Annotated in this window: 15 protein-coding genes; 7 read left to right on the top strand and 8 right to left on the bottom strand. The window is 71.3% G+C overall.

Going from position 1 to position 19,216, the window contains the following annotated elements; all coding sequences use genetic code 11:
- Positions 1-85: 85 nt before the first annotated feature.
- On the bottom strand, positions 86-1,303 hold the full coding sequence (locus P1P70_RS21990) for a transposase (protein ID WP_319240374.1): 1,218 nt from the start codon (positions 1,301-1,303) through the stop codon (positions 86-88).
- A 695-nt stretch (positions 1,304-1,998) separates the two neighbouring features.
- Between P1P70_RS21990 and P1P70_RS21985 the strand changes: the two genes are divergently transcribed.
- A complete protein-coding gene (locus P1P70_RS21985) occupies positions 1,999-2,475 on the top strand; it encodes a hypothetical protein (protein WP_319240372.1) in 477 nt (158 codons plus the stop codon).
- Positions 2,476-2,551: 76 nt separating this feature from the next.
- Here P1P70_RS21985 and P1P70_RS21980 read toward each other — a convergent pair whose 3' ends face one another.
- Together P1P70_RS21980 and P1P70_RS21975 are read right to left on the bottom strand one after the other, a co-directional pair.
- Positions 2,552-2,890 (bottom strand): P-II family nitrogen regulator, encoded by a 339-nt coding sequence (locus tag P1P70_RS21980; RefSeq protein WP_319240370.1) that lies wholly within the window; start codon positions 2,888-2,890, stop codon positions 2,552-2,554.
- A 3-nt stretch (positions 2,891-2,893) separates the two neighbouring features.
- Positions 2,894-4,204: an ammonium transporter gene (locus P1P70_RS21975; RefSeq protein ID WP_319240380.1), complete on the bottom strand. Its 1,311-nt coding sequence runs from the start codon at positions 4,202-4,204 to the stop codon at positions 2,894-2,896.
- A 163-nt stretch (positions 4,205-4,367) separates the two neighbouring features.
- Here P1P70_RS21975 and era point away from each other — a divergent pair, with 163 nt between their 5' ends.
- Positions 4,368-5,330 (top strand): GTPase Era, encoded by a 963-nt coding sequence (gene era / locus P1P70_RS21970; RefSeq protein ID WP_319240368.1) that lies wholly within the window; start codon positions 4,368-4,370, stop codon positions 5,328-5,330.
- Positions 5,331-5,429: 99 nt separating this feature from the next.
- Positions 5,430-6,167 (top strand): VOC family protein, encoded by a 738-nt coding sequence (locus P1P70_RS21965; protein ID WP_319240366.1) that lies wholly within the window; start codon positions 5,430-5,432, stop codon positions 6,165-6,167.
- Positions 6,168-6,236: 69 nt separating this feature from the next.
- Here P1P70_RS21965 and P1P70_RS21960 read toward each other — a convergent pair whose 3' ends face one another.
- From P1P70_RS21960 to P1P70_RS21940, 5 genes are all read right to left on the bottom strand, one after another.
- Positions 6,237-8,174 (bottom strand): protein-arginine deiminase domain-containing protein, encoded by a 1,938-nt coding sequence (locus P1P70_RS21960; protein ID WP_319240379.1) that lies wholly within the window; start codon positions 8,172-8,174, stop codon positions 6,237-6,239.
- A 294-nt stretch (positions 8,175-8,468) separates the two neighbouring features.
- Positions 8,469-9,722, bottom strand: a complete 1,254-nt coding sequence (locus tag P1P70_RS21955) for an MFS transporter (protein ID WP_319240364.1) — start codon at positions 9,720-9,722, stop codon at positions 8,469-8,471.
- Positions 9,719-11,053, bottom strand: coding sequence for a GH1 family beta-glucosidase (locus P1P70_RS21950; protein WP_319240362.1), 1,335 nt, complete (start codon positions 11,051-11,053; stop codon positions 9,719-9,721). The genes P1P70_RS21955 and P1P70_RS21950 overlap by 4 nt, the downstream gene beginning before the upstream one ends.
- A gap of 88 nt (positions 11,054-11,141) precedes the next feature.
- On the bottom strand, positions 11,142-11,408 hold the full coding sequence (locus P1P70_RS21945; RefSeq protein ID WP_319240360.1) for a protealysin inhibitor emfourin: 267 nt from the start codon (positions 11,406-11,408) through the stop codon (positions 11,142-11,144).
- 59 nt (positions 11,409-11,467) lie between these two features.
- Complete coding sequence (locus P1P70_RS21940; protein ID WP_319240359.1) at positions 11,468-12,538, bottom strand: M4 family metallopeptidase; 1,071 nt, start codon at positions 12,536-12,538, stop codon at positions 11,468-11,470.
- Positions 12,539-12,958: 420 nt separating this feature from the next.
- Between P1P70_RS21940 and leuA the strand changes: the two genes are divergently transcribed.
- From leuA to P1P70_RS21920, 4 genes are all read left to right on the top strand, one after another.
- Positions 12,959-14,680: a 2-isopropylmalate synthase gene (leuA, locus tag P1P70_RS21935; RefSeq protein ID WP_319240358.1), complete on the top strand. Its 1,722-nt coding sequence runs from the start codon at positions 12,959-12,961 to the stop codon at positions 14,678-14,680.
- 219 nt (positions 14,681-14,899) lie between these two features.
- Positions 14,900-15,631 (top strand): TerB family tellurite resistance protein, encoded by a 732-nt coding sequence (locus P1P70_RS21930; protein ID WP_413471514.1) that lies wholly within the window; start codon positions 14,900-14,902, stop codon positions 15,629-15,631.
- 345 nt (positions 15,632-15,976) lie between these two features.
- Complete coding sequence (locus tag P1P70_RS21925; RefSeq protein WP_319240357.1) at positions 15,977-18,079, top strand: MMPL family transporter; 2,103 nt, start codon at positions 15,977-15,979, stop codon at positions 18,077-18,079.
- A gap of 86 nt (positions 18,080-18,165) precedes the next feature.
- Positions 18,166-19,216, top strand: a 1,051-nt coding sequence (locus tag P1P70_RS21920; RefSeq protein ID WP_413471515.1) for a sensor histidine kinase, incomplete at its 3' end; no start/stop codon positions are given.

Genomic DNA, 19,216 nt, shown 5'->3' with positions numbered 1-19,216 from the left:
GCGTCAACGTCCTGTGGGCCCTCATCCGCGACCGACGGTGCTATCAAGTCACACCACCAGTCACCAGCGCAGCTTGACAACAGCATTAGGAAGCCTCCTGGAGCAGTGCTCCAGGAGGTCTTCCGCCATCAGCGCCAGCCGGGTTGAGACCTGCCCGGACGAGCATGACGCGTGCGGAGTTCTTGTCCCGTGGGGACGCGGTTCCGCACGCGGTGCAGGTGTAGGTGCGCTCACCCAGCGGCAGTGCGTGCTTGGCTCTCGCATCGCAGTTGGCGCAGTCCATCGTGGTGTAAGCGGGGTGGACGAGGCGGATGTCCCGTCCGTGCTTGCGGCTCATCTCGATCAGGGCGGTCTTGGTGGCGCCGATGGCGGCGTCGGCGGCCTTGCGGGCCATGGTGCTCTTGGCCAGGAACTTGGGGCGGAAGTCCTCGACGGCGATGGCGTCGTGGTCGCGGACCACCTTCTTGGCCCATTTGCGGCCGGTGTCCTCACGCTGCCTGGCGACCTTCTTGTGCGCCTTCGCCCGCAGTTTCTTCGCCTCGCGGTAGCCCTTCGATCCGGGCTTCCCCTTCTCCGGCCTGCGGCGGGCCATCATCCGGTCGTACCGGGTCAGCTTCGTCCGGGCCTTCCCGCCGTGCCCGGCGTGGGGCAGGTCGTGCGCGTCGGACGTGGTGGTCGCGGTCTGCCTCACCCCCCAGTCGACGCCGAGCGCACGGCCGGTCTCCGGCAGGGGCTGGACCCGGGCGGGAACGACGAACGATGCATACCAGTGCCCGAGAGTGTCCTGGTACACGCGCACCGAGGACGGCTCCGCCGGCAGTTGCCGCGACCACACCACCGTCACGACGATGCCCCCGGCCAGGTGCAGCCGGCCGTCCTTCAACCCGAACCCGCGCCGGGTGTAGTTGAGGGTCGCCGGCGCCTCGCGTCTGGTCTTCCACGCCGGCATCCCGGCCCGGCGCGCCATGGGCAGGCGCTCGCGAATGTCCTTGTGCGCCTTGGCTCGGGAGCGGCCGAAGTCGCGGATAACCTGCTGCTGGACAACCGAGGAGCCCTCCCGCAGCCACGGCGTACGGGCGCGGGCCTCGGTCAGCATCCTGTCGAGCTGCGCGGGGCCGCACGTCACCTTCTGGCCGGTGGCCTTGTTGTGCGTGTGTACGGCCCTGGACTTGGCGACGCATTCGTTCCACAGCCAGCGGCACCGGTCCCCCTCCGCCGCCAGGGCGGTGCGGGCGGCGGACGACACGCGCAGCCGGTAGGTGTACCGGGCCTGCCCGGACCTTTCAGTCGCAACCGCCGTCACCTGCGCCACCTCGCCCCCCTTCACGGTCCCCGGCCAGGACACCGTGCCGTCCCGAACCTCGCGAAGGACCATACGTACGACAGCCGCACAAACGCACCCCGATCCCCCAGTCACCACCCCAACCAGCGACCACAGGCACACGCGTTCGCATCACCTCCGCGATACCGAAGCGAAACAGGCGCTCCGCGCCCCGAACCGGATCCGGCGACACTCCGCGTCGCAACACCCTGATGCGATTTCTCCCTGGCGTGAACGCCAGGGCCTCCCCGCAAGAAACAGGTGATCTTCGGGCCGCGGCGGATCGGCGGGCGCTCGCCGCATAGTGTTACGGCCGGTAACAGTCCCCCGAGCTGCGTGTAAATCTTGCGGGGGCGAGTGGACACCCGGGCCGCGCTACCGGCGAAAGCGTGCGGCGCGGGACAGATCGGCTCACCGGCACGACCCCGTCGAGGTGTCGGCCGACGGTGTCGGCGACGGGCTTCGGCCACTTTCGCCGACCCTTGGCGCAACCACCAGAACAGCTCTTGCAATCTCGGCCCCCGCACGTCTCAATGGAGCCGTTCTCTTGGCGGACCGTCACATTCCGCCGCGCGGCCGCGCATTGCACCGCCCCCACATGGCAACACCCGTACCGGGAGGGACGGGGCTCCCCCAGGCCCCGTGCGCCTCCCGTACCAGGGAAGGGAATTCGCACGATGAGACGCATACGACTCGGAGTCGGCTCGGCGCTCGCGGCAGGGACGCTGGCCGTCACCGGACTCGCGTTCGCGCCGACGGCCGTCGCGGTCACCCCGGAGACCGCGACCATCAACGCCAGCTGCACGATCGGCGGCGCCGGCACGGCCACGCTCACGGCCACGCAGAGCGGTACGACCGCCACGGTCACCCTCACCTCCGAGGAGATCACCGCACCGATCGCCCTGGCCGAGGACTCCATCCAGTCCACGCTCACCTTCGTCAAGGCGAGCGGCGGCACGACGGCCTTCACCGGCACCGAGAACCCGGCCCTGGCCGCCGGCGACGGCATGGTGGTGGGCCCGCTCACCGGCACCGTCGCACCCGGCGACAGCCTGGAGGCGTTCGGCGGCTCCCTGCAGATGGTGGTCTTCGGCATCACCGTGAGCTGCACGGCGAGCGGACCGCAGTCGCCGGGCCCGTTCGTCTTCGACTGATCCGCGCCGCCCCTGAGTGAACGGGTGAGGGGTGGTACCGCACCCGGCGGTACCACCCCTCACCCCGCCGCGTGTCTCACAGCGCGTCGGGACCCCGCTCGCCCGTCCGCACCCGTACGACCGTCTCCACGGGCAGCGCCCACACCTTGCCGTCGCCGATCTTCCCAGTGTGAGCCGCCTTCACGATCGCGTCGATGACGTCGTCGGACGCGGCGTCCTCGACCACGATCTCGATCCGGACCTTGGGGACGAGGTCCACCTGGTACTCGGCGCCCCGGTACACCTCGGTGTGGCCCCGCTGCCGGCCGTACCCGCTGGCCTCGCTGACGGTCAGACCGTGCACACCCATCTCCTGGAGTGCGGTCTTGACCGCGTCGAGGCGGTACGGCTTGACGATCGCGGTGATGAGTCTCATGCCTTAAGCCTTGGCCTTCTGCGTGGGGGACGGGGACGGGACGGACGAGCTGACCGGGGCGCCGTGGCCCAGGACGCCGTGATCGTATGCCGTCTCGGCGTGCACCGTAAGGTCGAGACCCGTGTGCTCGTGCTCCTCCTCCGCGCGGAAGCCCAGCGTCTTGTCGATCAGCTTCCCGATGCCGTACGTCACGAGGAACGCGTACGCCCCGACGGCGACCACGGCCACCAGCTGTTTGCCCAGCTGGCCGAACCCGCCGCCGTACAGCAGCCCCTCGGCGCCGCCGGTCAGCTGCCGGTCGGCGAAGACGCCGATCAAAACCGTGCCGATGATCCCGCCGACCAGGTGGACACCGACCACGTCGAGGGAGTCGTCGTAGTTCAGCCGGAACTTCCAGCCCACGGCGTAGGAGCAGACGACACCGGCGGCCAGGCCGATGACCAGCGCGCCGAGCAGCGAGACCGAGCCGCAGGACGGGGTGATGGCGACCAGGCCGGCGACCGCGCCGGAGGCCGCGCCCAGCGTCGTCGGGTGGCCGTCGCGCTGCTGCTCGACGAAGAGCCAGCCGAGCAGACCGGTGCAGCCGGCGGCGAGGGTGTTGAGGAACGCGGTGGCGGCCAGGCCGTTGGCGCCGAGCGCGGAGCCGGCGTTGAACCCGAACCAGCCGAACCAGAGCAGACCCGCGCCCAGCATGACCATCGGCAGGTTGTGCGGGCGCATCGCGTCCTTCTTGAAGCCCAGCCGGGGTCCGAGGACCAGGCAGAGGGCCAGTCCGGAGGCGCCCGAGGTCACCTCGACCGGCAGACCGCCCGCGAAGTCCAGGGCGCCGAGGTCGTCGAGGATCCAGCCGCCCGGCCCCCACACCCAGTGGGCGACCGGAACGTATACGAGCAGCGCCCACACCGGCACGAAGACCAGCCACGCCCCGAACTTCGCGCGGTCGGCGATCGCACCGCTGATCAGCGCGGCCGTGATGATCGCGAAGGTCAGCTGGAAGGTGGCGAAGAGGACGGTCGGGACGGTGCCGTGGACGCTCGCGGGGCCGACACCGCTCATCCCGAGGTGGTCGAGGCCGCCGATCAGCCCGCCGAAGGCGTCGTCGCCGAAGGCGAGCGAGTATCCGGCGGCCAGCCACACCACGGTGACCAGCGCGATCGAGACGAAGCTCATCATCAGCATGTTGAGGACGCTCTTCGTGCGGACCATGCCGCCGTAGAAGAGGGCGAGGCCCGGGGTCATCAACAGGACCAGGGCGGTGGCGGCGAGCAGCCAGGCGGTGTCGCCGGTGTCGACGGCCGGTGCGGCCAGGGGCACGGTGGGCACGGTGGACTCCAACGGGTGCGGGGGCTCGTCAGAGGGTGATCGGCGTGCGTTTCGGTACGCGTACGGGTGTGTTTCCGTGACGTTTCGTTGCGTGAGGGTTTCGGAAAGCTCACGGTCCGTGGTGGGTACGGCGGGGCTCCGAGGATCAGGGAGAATGGGCGCCATGAGCGTCCGTACCCAGTCATCCGAGCAGCCGGCCGAGGCCGCCCACCGCGCCGGCTTCGCCTGCTTCGTGGGCCGCCCCAACGCGGGCAAGTCCACCCTCACGAACGCTCTGGTCGGCCAGAAGGTGGCGATCACGGCGAACCAGCCGCAGACCACGCGGCACACGGTCCGGGGCATCGTGCACCGGCCGGACGCGCAGCTGATCCTGGTCGACACCCCGGGACTGCACAAACCGCGCACCCTGCTGGGCGAGCGCCTCAACGACGTGGTCCGCACGACGTGGGCCGAGGTCGACGTCATCGGCTTCTGTCTGCCCGCGAACGAGAAGCTCGGCCCGGGTGACCGGTTCATCGCGAAGGAACTGGCGTCCATCAAGAAGACGCCGAAGATCGCGATCGTCACCAAGACCGACCTGGTGGACAGCAAGGCCCTCGCGGAGCAGCTCATCGCCATCGACCAGCTGGGCAAGGAGCTGGGCTTCGAGTGGGCCGAGATCGTGCCCGTCTCGGCGGTCGCCGACAAGCAGGTGGGCCTGCTCGCCGACCTGCTCGTCCCCCTCCTCCCGGAGGGCCCGGCCCTCTACCCCGAGGGCGATCTCACCGACGAGCCCGAGCAGGTCATGATCGCCGAGCTGATCCGCGAGGCGGCCCTGGAGGGTGTCCGCGACGAGCTTCCACACTCCATCGCCGTCGTCGTGGAGGAGATGCTCCCCCGTGAGGACCGTCCCGCCGACCGGCCCCTCCTGGACATCCACGCCTTCGTCTACATCGAGCGCCCCAGCCAGAAGGGCATCATCATCGGCCCCAAGGGCAAGCGCCTGAAGGAGGTCGGCATCAAGTCGCGGAAGCAGATCGAGGCCCTGCTGGGCACGCCGGTCTTCCTCGACCTCCATGTGAAGGTGGCGAAGGACTGGCAGCGCGATCCGCGCCAGCTGCGGAAGCTGGGGTTCTGAGGGGCCGCGAGACGCCGTGCGGAGCGCGACCGTGCCAACGGTCGCGCTTCGGCTTTTAAACGGTCGCCCTCTCTGGTCAAGTTTGACTAGTGTCGGGGTATGGGCGAGAAGACGATTCCGATCCTTCCGTGTCAGAGCCTCGGGCCGCTCCTCGACTTCTACAGGGCCCTCGGCTTCGAGGTCACCTTCGAGCAGCGCAGCCCCAACCCGTACGCCGTGGTGGAACGCGGGGGCATCGAGCTGCAGTTCTTCGGGCTGAAGACCTACGAGCCGACCGCCTCGGTCAGTACCTGCTACGTGGTCACCGACGACGTCGACGTCCTGTACGCCGCGTTCCGGGCCGGGCTCAAGCGGGCGTACGGGCGGGTGCCGACGCGGGGGCTGCCCCGCATCGGGCCGCTGAGGGACATGTCGTACGGCGTGCGGCAGTTCCTGATGACCGATCCGGGCGGCAACTGCGTACGGGTGGGGCAGCCGACGAGCGAGGACCAGCACCACCGGCCCGCCCCACGGGAGACCTACGCGCGGGCCCTGCACCACGCCTCCCTGCTGGCGGACTCCCGGGACGACCCGGCGGCCGCGGCTAAGGTCATCGACCGGGTGCTCGGGCCGGGGGCGGACGGACCGGGCGGACCGGACGGACCGGCCCCCACGGCGGCACAGTTGGTGCGGCTGCTCGTGCTGCGCGCCGACGTCGCCGAGCGGACGGGCGACGAGGAGACGGCGGCGGACGCGATCCGGCGGGCCCTGGCCGTACCGCTCACCGAGGAGGAGCGGGAACAGGTCCGGGACAGCCTCGTCCGACTGGAGGACCTGAGGAGCCGGGAGCAGGCATGAGAAAAGCCGCCGCCCCGGTTCTCCGGGGCGGCGGCCGTCAGGTCGTGCGGGGTCCGGCGATGGCCGGTGTCAGCGCGTCCACCAGGCGGCGGAGGTGTTCCGCAGGGTGTTCGTGCCGCAGTGGATCTCGCCCATACCGAGGTGGTACGTCTCCCAGTCGTCCAGGTACGACACCTTCATGCCGGCGCTCGTGTACGCGGCCGTCACCGCCTCGCCGAAGATGTCCTTGCCGCCGATGACCGGGCCCCACTGACGCGGCGCCAGATAGTGCGTGCGGCTGAGGACGATGCCGTTGACCGCGCCGGGGACGTACGCGCTGGTCATGACCGAGGGCGCGGGCGCCGCGGGGGACGCGGCACCGAAGCCCTCCCGGCTCTTCGAGCCCTGGTCCGCCGTCGCCTCGTCGAGGCGGCGCTGCTGGCCGTAGTCCCGTGCCACGTCCGGGAGTTCGGCGCCGGCGCCGAGGCGGGTCAGACGGGGGAGACGGGTCTTGCCGTCGCCCGACTGGGTCTCGCCCACCATCTCCGTGCCCTGGGTGTAGAGGGCCGGGACCCGGACGACCTCGGCGTCGGTGACGCCCGTCTCGCGCTTGAGCACCGCGAGGTTGGCCTCGATCTTGCGGGTGGCGAGGTTGTTGTCGGAGACCAGGGTCTTGGAGGCGAGGGCCTTGTCGATGGTCTCCGTGGGGCCGAGCTTCAGGGAGAACATCTTCGTCGAGCCGTGGCCCGCGGCCTTCGCGTCACGCAGCAGCTTGAGCCCCGCCTCGGGGTCGGCGACCGCGATCTTCCAGCCGCGCGGGGTGTCCGCGGGCAGGAACTGCACGAACTCGTCGACGTGGCCCACGTGCAGCCACGACGTGTCGAGGAACAGCGGGTCCTGCATGCCCTGCGACTTCAGGAACGTCCGCATCACCTTCGCCGGCTTGGAGCCGACGTCCGGGCGCTGCCCCATGATGATCCGGCCGGCGGGGAAGGAGCGGTCGCCGTGGGCGTAGGGCGGAATGGTCTCCAGGTTGCCCATGGAGTTGAGCGTCCACTCCTCCGAGTCCTTCGCGCCCGTCACCTGCACGGCACCGATGTTCGGGCCGCGCATCTTCTCGAACAGCTCCCGGCCGGAGTCCCGGTCCAGCTGGGCGGAGCGCAGCATCACCCGCATGGCCTGCCGCTTGCCGTTCGCGCCGGTCATGCTGACGTACGCGGGCTCGACGAAGTCCTGCGCCCAGATGTCGCCGTACTTGGTGAAGTTCACCGTCGGCCGGGTGATGCCGGCGTCCTTGGCGGCCTTGTCGAGGCCCTTGCGGAAGGCGGCGTTGAGCTTGCCGTAGTTGCCGCCGGAGATCTTGGTGACCAGCAACTGCTGGGCGTTCTGCAGGTGGTGGTGGGTGAGGAGGGGGGCCACGCGCAGGGTGACGGAGTCGGCGGTGGTGCCCTTGGAGGACTTCACGGTCAGCCGGACCCGGGCCGTCCCGTCCCACTTCGCGGTGTCCCGGATGACGTCGCGGGCCTCGACGCCGAACTCGACGCCCGCCTTCAACTCGGCCCGTGACAGGCGGGTCTTGCTGGTGACGGGCTCCCACTTCTTGCCCCGCTTGACGAACACGCGGCTCTGCGCGGCGCCCGCCGTGACCTTCACGGTGCCCTGCGCCCCGGCGGGGACGCTCGCCATCGGCACGGACCGTATGCGGGCCAGGTCGGCGGCGTCGGCGGTGCCGTTCACCTTGGTGTCGGAGGCGTCGTTGCAGGCGGCCAGCTTGGCGTCCGAGAGGGGCTTGCCCTTGGGGCCGGTGGCCGGGCAACGGCGGGTGTCGTCGTCGATGTTGGGCAACATCAGGGCGCCGCGGGCGACGGTCCAGCCGTTCTCGCCGGAGGTGTCGGTGGTGCCGGTGACGTCGACCTTGCCGTCGCGGTTCGTGTCCACGCGCAGATCGGTCGGGGGAGCCCCGGCGGCGAACGCCGAGGGCACCGCCAGCGAGGGCGTCGCGAGGAGCGTGCCGGACACCGCCAGCACGGCTATCGCCCGCCGTGCGGGGCGGGTTCGGGTGGGTCTGGTTGAACGCGTAGGCACAGAGCGTCCCTTCGGCGGCGAGCGTGGTCAGTGGTGAAGACGGTCGAAAGCGCGGATCCGTTGTCTGTGCGCCTCCTGTGAAAGACGTGATCTGCCGCACGCCGGGTGTGAATGGCGCCACAAGGGCGCGTTGTCTGCGTCGGGGGCGGCGCGCGTACGGCTCTCCACGCCGAGTGGCGCGCGTACTGCTCCACGCCGAGTGGCGCGCGTACTGCTCCACGCCGAGTGGCGCGCGCTCTACTCCACGCCGCGAATCCGCCCCACGAACACCGCCCCGGCCAGTCCGATCACCGCCGCCACCAGGTACAGCGCCCGGTAGCCGCCGAGATGCGTCACGATCGGCGCCGCCAGCACCGGAGCGGCCACCTGGGGCAGGGAGTTGGCCACATTGATGACGCCCAGGTCCTTGCCCCGGTCGAGGGCCTTCGGCAGCACATCGGTCATGAGGGCGAAGTCGACCGACGTGAACACACCGAAGCCCAGGCCGAGCAGGGCCGAGGCGACGAGCGCGCCGGGCCAGGTCGGCCAGAGGGCGATGAGGCCGGTCGCGGCCGCCATCAGCATCCCCGACCAGTACACGAACGGTTTGCGCCGCCCCACCCGGTCCGACCACGCCCCCGAGACCACCACCGTCGCCAGCAGCGTCGAGGCGTTCACCACGGTGAGGATCAGCACGCCCTCCTCCGGGTCGGGGTACCCGACCCGGTCCCGCAGGTAGAACAGCAGGTAGAGCAGGCCGACGCTGTTGCTCAGATTGATCAGGAAACGTGTCAGCCACGCCCACGCGAAGTCCGGGTACCGCCGCGGGCTCAGCCAGAAGCCCGCCACGAACCCCCGCCACGACCACGCCGGCCGGGCCGCCGTCGGCAACCGCGATTCCCGGTGCCCCAGCACGTACGGCAACACGCCCACCAGCGTGAACACCGCGCACGCCGCGTACCCCGCGCCGACGCCCCCGCCGAGCGTCGCCAGCCCGGTGCCGCCGACCACGCCCAGGATCTGCGCCGCCCCCAACCAGCCGCCCACCGCGCCCCGTTGGAGCCGGGGCACCTGGTCCGGGACCGCCGCCGTGACCGCCGCCCAGGACGCGTTCAGGGTGAGCTGCACCAGACACCAGCCGGCCGCCATGGTCCACAGCCCGCCCGCGCCCGCGAGCAGCAGCAGCGACACCGCCCCGCCCGCCGACCCCGCCACGATCCACGGCGTACGGCGGCCCCAGCGGGACGTCGTCCGGTCCGACAGCGCCCCGAACAGCGGCGTGGCCAGCAGCGAGACGACCGCTCCGACGCCGGTCACCCACGCCAGCACCGACTCCTTCGACATGCCCGCGCCGGGCGCGAAGTCCTCCGCCTGCGAGGCCAGCAGGATCTGCAGCGGGCCGTACCAGCCCACCCAGATCGCCCCGTTGGCCAGCGCCAGGGCGGAGGTCCAGCCCCCGCCCACCCGTTCCGAGGGCTCGGCGAGGGCGTCCGTCGGCCGGGTCGTCGTCATCCTCTGCTCTGCGCCCGCAGCAGGTCCCGGTACCACGCGTACGACGCCTTCGGGGTCCGCTCCAGCGTCTCGAAGTCCACGTGGACCAGGCCGAACCGCCGCGCGTACCCCTCGGCCCACTCGAAGTTGTCCAGCAGGGACCACACGAAGTAGCCGCGGAGGTCGACGCCCGCCTCGGAGGCGGCGTGCAGCGCGCGCACATGGCCGTCGAGGTAGGCGATGCGCTCCTGGTCGTCGACGCCCTCGTAGGAGCAGCCGTTCTCGGTGATGACGACGGGGGGCAGCCGGTCGCCGTAACGGTCGTGGAAGGTGGTGAGGAGTTCGGTGAGGCCCTCGGGGACGACCGGCCAGCCGAAGTCGGTGGTCGGGACGTTCTCGATCTGCTTGACGGTGAAGGGGAGTTCGGCCGGGATGGAGACCCCGCCGAACTCGATGTCCTCACCCTCGGGGGCCCCGACCCGGGTCGGGGCGTAGTAGTTGACGCCGTACCAGTCGATCGGCTCGGAGATGATCTTCAGATCGGAGCCGATGTCCGTGCCCGGCATCAACTCGCCCAGCCCCTCCGGGTATTCGCCGAGCAGGACCGGCTCCGCGAACAGGCGGTTGAGGAGCAGGTCGTAGAACCCGGCCGCCTCCAGGTCCGCCTGCTCCTCCGAGGCCGCCCAGGTCGGTCCGTGCGAGTTGGCGATGCCGATGTCCGTGACCCCGGCCGCGCGCAGCGCCCGTACGGCGAGGCCGTGGCCCAGCAGCTGGTGGTGGGCGGCCGGGAGCGCGTCGAACATCAGCTGCTTGCCGGGCGCGTGGGTGCCGAGGGCGTGACCCAGCAGCGTGTGCTCGGCGGGCTCGTTGATGGTGATCCACTTGCTGACGCGGTCGCCGAGCCGGGCCGCCACGACGGCGACGTACTCGGCGAACCGCTCGGCGGTGTCCCGGTTCAGCCAGCCGCCGCTCTCCGCCAGCGACGACGGCAGGTCCCAGTGGAAGAGGGTCGGCACGGGGCGTACGCCGGCGCCGATCAGCTCGTCCACCAGACGGTCGTAGAAGTCCAGGCCGTCGGGGGTGTTCACCCGGGGCCAGGAGATCGAGAAGCGGTACGCGCCGACACCCAGGTCGCGCAGGAGGGCCACGTCCTCCGGGTAGCGGTGGAAGTGGTCGCAGGCCACCGCCGCCGTCGAGCCGTCCTTGATCCGGCCCGGCTCGGCGGAGAAGGCGTCCCACACGGACGGCTCGCGCTCGCCCGCGGCCCCCTCGATCTGATGCGCGGAGGTCGAGACGCCCCACAGGAAGCCTGCCGGGAACTGGGGTATCGGGTTGGTCGCGTTCGTCGCCATGGGCGGATCATCCGTACCACGGGTAACGGAAGTCAACGCCCGAGGGTGAAGTGCCCGTTACGCGCCCCCGGCGCCCCTGAGGGGCTGCTCACGCCCCCTCCTTGAGCACCCTTCTGATCAGCTCGCGCTGTGCCTCGGACAGCCGGGGGTCCGCGCAGTGCACGGTCCGGCCGTCCACCGTGATCTCGTACGAGAACCCGTCCGGCACCCCGAGCGGCGGTGAGCCCCGGCCGGCGGTGAGGGCCCGCTCGGCCAGGGTGTGCCAGTCCTGGGCATCGGGCCGCCCGGCGGTGTCCACCACCGCGTGCCGCTCGATGCCCGCGAAACCGCCCGTGCGCCGCACTTCGATACGCATGCGTCATGTGTAGTACGGAACGGGGCCGAGGCGCAGCACCGCACCGCCGCCGCGCTCCCCTACAGCGTCCGTACGCCCACCTGCTCCCAGGCCTTCAGCACCGCCGTCAGCTCGTCGCCCTGGCCGTAGCGGTCCTTCGCGGCCTTGACGGTGAGCGTGGCGAAGTCGACGAAGAGGGCCTGCTTGTCCAGTTGGCCGCCGGTGAGGACGTCGTACCAGATCTGTCCGGCCCGCTCCCAGGCGTGGCCGCCGAGCGCGGTGGCCACGAGGTAGAACGCGTGGTTGGGGATACCGGAGTTGATGTGCACGCCGCCGTTGTCGCGGCCGGTGCGGACGAAGTCGTCCATGGTCGCCGGCTGCGGGTCCTTGCCGAGGACGTCGTCGTCGTACGCCGTGCCCGGGGCCTTCATCGAGCGGAGCGCGACTCCCGTGACGCGCGGCGCGAGCAGGCCGGCGCCGATCAGCCAGTCCGCCTCCGCGGCGGTCTGGCCGAGCGTGTACTGCTTGATGAGGGCGCCGAAGACGTCCGACATCGACTCGTTGAGCGCGCCCGGCTGGCCGAAGTACGTGAGGTTCGCCGTGTACTGGGTGACGCCGTGGCTGAGTTCGTGGCCGATGACGTCGATCGGGATGGTGAAGTCGAGGAAGATCTCGCCGTCCCCGTCGCCGAACACCATCTGCTCGCCGTTCCAGAAGGCGTTGTTGTAGTCGCGCTCGTAGTGCACGGTCGCGTTCAGCGGCAGCCCGCTGCCGTCGATGGAGTCGCGGGCGAAGGACTTCCAGAACAGTTCGTACGTGGCGCCCAGGCCGGCGTACGCGCGGTTGACCGTGGCGTCCTTGCCGGGCGCGTCGCCCTCGCCGCGGACTTTCCTGCCGGGCAGGTCCGTGCCGTGGCGGGCGTCGTGGATCGTGCGGTGCGGTGTGCCGGCCTCGGCGCCCACGGGTGCGGTGATGCTCGGGGCGCCGATGACCGTGGTCAGGCGGCGGTGGGTGCGTTCGAGGGCGTCGCGCTCCAGGGTCTTGCGCGCGGCGCCGGCGAGCACCGGGTCCTCGGCCTGGGAGAGCTTGTCGAGGACGTGGGGTGGGACGACTGTGCAGAAGACGGGCTCGTGGCCCCCGTTGGTGGTCATGTCTCGCACGATTGCACTCCGTCGGGGGGCTGTCACTGGGGGCAACCATGATTGGTGAAATGTCGCCGTATGGGTTGCGTTTCGTCAGCGCCGTGTTACTCAGGGTTGAGTGCGGGGTGCGCGTGCGGTGGGGCCTCTCGCGCAGTTCCCCGCGCCCCTTTCAGGGGTGCTGCCCGTGCCCGGTGTGGCCTTGCGCACCTTTTGTCCAGATAGATTCCCTGGTCCCGCATACTGATACGACCCCGCGCGGCAGAAACGGCTCGGCTAAGCTGCTCCGCATCATGCGTTTCGGGCTGCTTCTCCTTAGCTGCCGCGGCGAGGGCCTGTACTAGAGGCCGACTCCCTCCCCGCGGTGCTTTGGCGTTGTGTCGTCGGCCGTCCTTCCCGGCAGTGACCGGACCATCGAGGAGCCCACGCATCATGGCGAACCGCCAGCAGCCCACGTCCATGCCGATCCACAAGTACGGACAGTACGAGCAGGTCGACATCCCGGACCGCACGTGGCCGAACAACCGGATCACTGTCGCCCCCCGCTGGCTCTCCACCGACCTGCGCGACGGCAACCAGTCCCTGATCGACCCGATGTCCCCCGAGCGCAAGCGCCGGATGTTCGACCAGCTGGTCAAGATGGGCTACAAGGAGATCGAGGTCGGCTTCCCGGCGTCGGGACAGACGGACTTCGACTTCGTACGGTCGATCATCGAGGAGCCGGGCGTCATCCCGGACGACGTCACCATCTCCGTACTGACCCAGGCCCGTGAGGACCTGATCGAGCGGACCGTGGAGTCCCTGAAGGGCGCCAAGCGGGCGACCGTCCACCTGTACAACGCCACCGCCCCCGTCTTCCGCCGGGTCGTCTTCCGTGGCTCCAAGGACGACATCAAGCAGATCGCCGTGGACGGTACGCGGCTGGTGATGGAGTACGCGGAGAAGCTGCTGGGCCCGGAGACGGAGTTCGGGTACCAGTACAGCCCGGAGATCTTCACCGACACCGAGCTGGACTTCGCGCTGGAGGTCTGCGAGGCGGTCATGGACGTCTGGCAGCCCGGTCCGGGCCGCGAGATCATCCTCAACCTGCCCGCGACGGTGGAGCGTTCGACGCCGTCGACGCACGCGGACCGCTTCGAGTGGATGGGCCGCAACATCTCCCGCCGCGAGCACGTCTGCATCTCGATCCACCCGCACAACGACCGCGGTACGGCCGTCGCCGCCGCCGAACTGGCGCTGATGGCGGGCGCCGACCGCGTCGAGGGCTGTCTGTTCGGGCAGGGCGAGCGCACCGGCAACGTCGACCTGGTCACCCTGGGCATGAACCTGTTCTCGCAGGGCGTCGACCCGCAGATCGACTTCTCCGACATCGACGAGATCCGTCGCACGTGGGAGTACTGCAACCAGATGGAGGTCCACCCGCGCCACCCGTACGTGGGCGACCTGGTCTACACGTCCTTCTCCGGCTCCCACCAGGACGCCATCAAGAAGGGCTTCGACGCCATGGAGGCGTCCGCGAAGGAGCAGGGCAGGACGGTCGACGACATCGAGTGGGCCGTCCCGTACCTGCCGATCGACCCCAAGGACGTCGGCCGCTCCTACGAGGCCGTCATCCGCGTCAACTCGCAGTCCGGCAAGGGCGGTATCGCGTACGTCCTGAAGAACGACCACAAGCTGGACCTGCCGCGCCGGATGCAGATCGAGTTCTCGAAGCTGATCCAGGCGAAGACGGACGCCGAGGGCGGCGAGGTCACCGGCTCCGACATCTGGGCGGTCTTCCAGGACGAGTACCTGCCGAACCCCGACAACCCGTGGGGCCGGGTCCAGGTCCGCGCCAACCAGTCGACCACCGACAAGGACGGCGTGGACACGCTGACCGTGGAGGCCGAGGTCGACGGCGTGGAGACCACCCTGGTCGGCACCGGCAACGGCCCGATCTCCGCGTTCTTCCACGCGCTGCAGGGCATCGGCATCGACGCCCGCCTGCTGGACTACCAGGAGCACACGATGAGCGAGGGCGCCTCCGCGCAGGCCGCCTCGTACATCGAGGTCGCCATCGAGGACAAGGTCCTGTGGGGCATCGGGATCGACGCGAACACGACGCGTGCGTCGCTGAAGGCGGTCGTCTCCGCCGTCAACCGCGCGGCCCGCTGACCAGCCTGACCGGCGGTTTGAAGGCCCCGTTCGCCGGATTCCGGCGGGCGGGGCCCGTCGTTTACCGGCCAAACCCTGTGCAGGTCGCGGGTAGGCCTCGTCCGGAGTACTGACTGCGCCTCACGGATGTGGCTAACATCACGAAAGCGCGGCGATGATGCCGAGGGGGCACTTCCCGCGCCCATGGGGCCGTGTGTGGGGGAGTTACGGAGGTGCGACGTGCTGCCAGGACGGGACCCGATCGGCCGTGCCGCCGCGCTCGCCCGCGACGGGCGGACCAGCCGTGCCACCGGCTTCTCGCGGGTGCTGGGCACCCGGATCGCGTGGACGGGCATCGGTGACGGCGAGTTCTTCTGCCCCGGCTGCGGGGGCGACCGCAACTACCAGCGCCTCACCGGCCGCCGCCGCTTCACCCTCCTCGGCGTCCCCGTGCTGCCCCGCGGCGAGACCGGGCCCGTCGTCGAATGCGCGGCCTGTCGCCACCACTACGCCGTCGACGTCCTCGACCACCCCACCACCACCCGCTTCTCCGCGATGCTCCGCGACGCCGTCCACACGGTCGCCCTCGCCGTCCTCGCGGCCGGTGGCACCTGCTCGCGCCCCTCGCTGACCGTCGCCGCCTCCGCCGTGCGCTCCGCCGGGTTCGACGACTGCACGGAGGACCAGCTCGGCGCCCTGGTGGAGGCCCTGGCCGCCGACACGGGCCGCGTCCACGGCGCGCCCTGCGGTCCCGGTCTGGCCATAGAGCTCCACGAGGCCCTGGACCCGCTGGCACCGCACCTCGCCCCCACCGGCCGCGAGGCGATCCTGCTCCAGGGCGCGCGCATCGCCCTGGCCGACGGGCCGTACACCCCGGCGGAACGGGACGCGCTGGCCACGGTGGGAGCGGCCCTCACCATCTGCGCGGACGACGTGACCCGGCTGCTTGCGACGGCCCGGACCCCGTCCTAGCGCGCCCGACTGCCGTCGCTGCCCCGTCCGCCTCCCGTTCGGCCTCGCCGAGGCGCAGACGGCCCTGGCGGTGATCGGCTGGCGGGTGCGGCCGCGGCCGGGCGGCGGTCCCGAGCCGCTGCTGCGGGGATGACCATGCGGCCCCAGGGGGACCGGCTGATCCTCGACCGCCGGGCGGACCGGGCCCCCGCCGGCGGGGCGGGCGTACTCCCCGGGGAGTAACGCAGCCGCCGGGCCACCCCCGGCAGTACCGCTGAACTCGCCCTCACGCGCGACGAATCGGCCCTCCCGCGCCGGGAGTCTGGGGGATGTCCAGACACCCGCAGAGGGAGGGGGGACCCCATCATGGGGCCCGCAGAGACGAACGTACGTACGCGGCGGCGAGCCGTGCCCTGGCTGGTGCTCGGGTTGTGGGTGGTGCTGCTCGCCGTCGTCGCGCCGTTCGCGGCGAAGCTGTCCGAGGTGCAGAACGACCGGGCTGTGGACTATCTGCCGTCGAGCGCGGACTCCACCCAGGTGGCGAGGATCCAGGACCGGCTGCCCGGCGGCGAGACCACCGAACTGGTGCTGGTGTACCACCGCGACGGCGGGCTGACGGCCGCCGACCGGGCCGCCGCCGGGCGGCAGGTCGCCGAGATCGGCGAGCGGGACCGCCTGGCCGCCGAGCCGGAGGGTGTGCCGTCGCGGGACGGGACCACCCTCATGTACCCGATCGCGAGCAACGGGCCCGGCACCGACGAGAAGCTGCGGGACGCCTTCGTCGAGCGGGTACGCGCGGTCGCCCACAGCGAGGAAGGGCTGACCGTCGAGGTGGGCGGGCCCGCGGCCCTCGCCACCGACGCGGGCAAGGTCTACGACTCGCTCGGCGGGCCGCTGCTCTACACCACCGTCGCCGTCGTCGCCGTCCTGCTGATCATCATCTACCGCAGCCCGGTGCTGTGGCTGGTGCCGCTCGTCGTCGCCGGCATCGCGGACTTCCTGTCGATGGGGGTCGCCTACGGCCTGAACCAGGCCTTCGGGACGACCGTGTCCGGGCAGAGTTCGGGCGTGATGACGATCCTCGTCTTCGGCGCCGGCACCGACTACGCGCTGCTGCTCGTCTCCCGCTACCGCGAGGAACTCCGGCGCGTCGAGCGGCCGTACGAGGCGATGAGGGCCGCCCTGCGCGGCTGCGGGCCCGCCGTGCTCGCCTCCTCCGGGACGGTCGCCGCCGGACTGCTGTGCCTGCTGGCCGCCGACCTCAACAGCAGCCGGGGCATGGGCCCGCTCGGGACGGTGGGCGTCCTGTGCGCCCTCCTCGCCATGCTCACCCTGCTCCCCGCCCTCCTCGTCCTGCTGGGGCGGCGGGTGTTCTGGCCGCTCGTCCCGGCGTACGGCAGCGCGCCCAAGCAGCGGAAGAGCCTGTTCTCGGCGATGGGGTCGTCCGCCGGGCGGCGCCCGCTGACCGTGCTCGCGGGCGGGGCCGTCCTGCTGGGCGCGCTCGCGCTCGGCACGTTCAACCTGCCCGGATCCCTGAAGCAGGAGGACTCCTTCGTCGACAAGCCCGAGTCGGTCGCTGCCATGGAGACCCTGGGCCGGGCCTACCCCGGGCAGGGCACCCAGCCGATCTCCGTCATCACCCCGGCCGCGCGGGCCGACGCCACGATCACCGCGATCGAGGGGCAGCGGGGGGTCGCGGCGGTCGAGCGGGGCCGCACCGGCGGCGGCTGGACCGAGATCTCCGTCATCGCGCGGAGCGCGCCGGAGTCGGCCGCCGAGACCGCCACCATCGAGTCGCTGCGGGACGCGCTGCCGGAGTCCTACGTCGGCGGGCCCAGCGCCGAGCAGCTCGACCTGAAGGACACCAACGCCCGCGACCGGCTCGTCGTCGTACCGCTCGTGCTCGTGTCCGTGTTGCTCATCCTCGTCGCCCTGCTGCGCAGCCTGGTCGCGCCGCTGCTGCTCGTCGTCGCCGTGGTCGCGGTGTGGGCGGCCTCGCTCGGCATCGGCGGACTGCTCTTCGGGCCGGTGTTCGGGTTCGAGGGGACCGACCCGGGGCTCGGGCTGCTCTCCTTCGTCTTCCTCGTCGCCCTCGGCGTCGACTACGGCATCTTCCTCATGCACCGGATGCGCGAGGAGTCCCTGGCCGGCGCCGAACCGGCCGCCGCCGCGCTCTCCGCGCTCCGCACCACCGGCGGGGTCATCGCCTCCGCCGGGCTCGTCCTGGCCGCGACCTTCGCCGTGCTGCTGAACATGGGCCTCGTCCAGCTCGTCCAGCTGGGCTTCGTCATCGCGGTCGGCGTCCTCCTCGACACCTTCCTCGTCCGTACCTACCTCGTGACCAGCGCGAGCGTCGCGCTGCGACGGAAGGTGTGGTGGCCCGGCCCGCTGTCCAAGGAGCCGGCGCACCCGGTGGGGCAGCCCCCGGGCGGGGCGACGGACCGGGAACACGTGGCGGCCGGCCGCTGAGCCTGTCGCGACCACCTGAGGGCGCCCTTCTCTCCCGGAAGGGCGCCCTCCTGACGGAGGATGAGCGGGTGACGGTAACCATGGGCATGGCGAGGATCGGGCCGGGGCTCGTCGAACGGCTGCGGACGGCCGCCGGGGCCGACGCCCTGCGGTACGACGCGTATCTCGCCGCCGGCCTCGCCGTCGTCGACTGCGTGGCCGCCGCGGTGATCAAGGGGGACGGGCGGGTGCCGGACCGGCTCGGGTTCGCGCTGCTGCTCGCCGTCCATGTGCCGCTGGTGTGGCGCCGGCGCCGGCCGGTGCTCATGCTCTGGGTGCTGGTGGCGTTCGTCGTGCCCTACCACTCGTTCGACAACAACCATCCCGCCGCCGTGGCCCCGGCCATGCTGGCGCTCTACACCGTCGCGGTGAGCGGCACGGCCCGCCGTACGCTGCTCAACGGCGCCGCGGTCGTGGCCCTCACCCTGACCGTCAACGTGCTGTTCACTCCCCAGCAGATCCCGGAGTTCCTGCAGATCTCCGGCTGGATCGTCTCCGTCCTCGTCTTCGGCGGGTACGTCCGGGTGCACCGTCAGTACGTCGACTCCGTCGTCGAACGGGCCGAGCGCGCCGAACGCACCCGCGAGGAGGAGGCGCGGCGCCGGGTCGCGGAGGAGCGGCTGCGTATCGCCCGTGACCTGCACGACCTGCTCGCCCACAGCATCACGCTCGTCGGTGTGCAGACCTCCGTCGCCGCGCACGTCCTGGCCGCCGACCCCGACCGCCTCGACCGCGCCGCCGTCGCCAGAGCCCTGGACGACATCGCCGAGACCTGCCGGACCGCCCGCGGTGAACTGCGCGGCACACTGGAGGTGTTGCGGGAGTCCGAGCACGCGGGTGCCGCCCACCGGGGGCCGCTGCCGGGCCTCGACGGCCTCGCCGACCTCGTGGAGGCGGCCCGCACGGCGGGGGCCCGTGTCGAGGTGTCCGTCGCGGCGGACGGTGTGCCCCCGGGGGTCGGGGCCGCCGCCTACCGGATCGTGCAGGAGGCACTGACCAACGCCGTACGGCACGGGGGAGCGGACTTGGCGATACGGGTGGAGCTGCGAGCCGGGGAGGGCGCGCTCCGGGTACGGGTGACGGACGACGGGGTGACCG

Source organism: Streptomyces sp. MB09-02B (genome assembly GCF_033794485.1).
In the GTDB taxonomy this organism is placed as follows: Bacteria; Actinomycetota; Actinomycetes; order Streptomycetales; family Streptomycetaceae; genus Streptomyces.
Note: the sequence above shows the minus strand (reverse complement) of the source record. Positions and strands in the feature narration are given on the sequence as shown.

What these genes read in the sequence shown, in the direction of transcription:
- P1P70_RS21945 (WP_319240360.1), bottom strand. Translation starts at nt 11,408, where the DNA reads ATGCGTATCGAAGTGCGGCGCACGGGCGGTTTCGCGGGCATCGAGCGG.
- P1P70_RS21980 (WP_319240370.1), bottom strand. Translation starts at nt 2,890, where the DNA reads ATGAGACTCATCACCGCGATCGTCAAGCCGTACCGCCTCGACGCGGTC.
- P1P70_RS21940 (WP_319240359.1), bottom strand. Translation starts at nt 12,538, where the DNA reads ATGACCACCAACGGGGGCCACGAGCCCGTCTTCTGCACAGTCGTCCCA.
- P1P70_RS21965 (WP_319240366.1), top strand. Translation starts at nt 5,430, where the DNA reads ATGGGCGAGAAGACGATTCCGATCCTTCCGTGTCAGAGCCTCGGGCCG.
- era (WP_319240368.1), top strand. Translation starts at nt 4,368, where the DNA reads ATGGGCGCCATGAGCGTCCGTACCCAGTCATCCGAGCAGCCGGCCGAG.
- P1P70_RS21955 (WP_319240364.1), bottom strand. Translation starts at nt 9,722, where the DNA reads ATGACGACGACCCGGCCGACGGACGCCCTCGCCGAGCCCTCGGAACGG.
- P1P70_RS21950 (WP_319240362.1), bottom strand. Translation starts at nt 11,053, where the DNA reads ATGGCGACGAACGCGACCAACCCGATACCCCAGTTCCCGGCAGGCTTC.
- leuA (WP_319240358.1), top strand. Translation starts at nt 12,959, where the DNA reads ATGGCGAACCGCCAGCAGCCCACGTCCATGCCGATCCACAAGTACGGA.
- P1P70_RS21925 (WP_319240357.1), top strand. Translation starts at nt 15,977, where the DNA reads ATGGGGCCCGCAGAGACGAACGTACGTACGCGGCGGCGAGCCGTGCCC.
- P1P70_RS21985 (WP_319240372.1), top strand. Translation starts at nt 1,999, where the DNA reads ATGAGACGCATACGACTCGGAGTCGGCTCGGCGCTCGCGGCAGGGACG.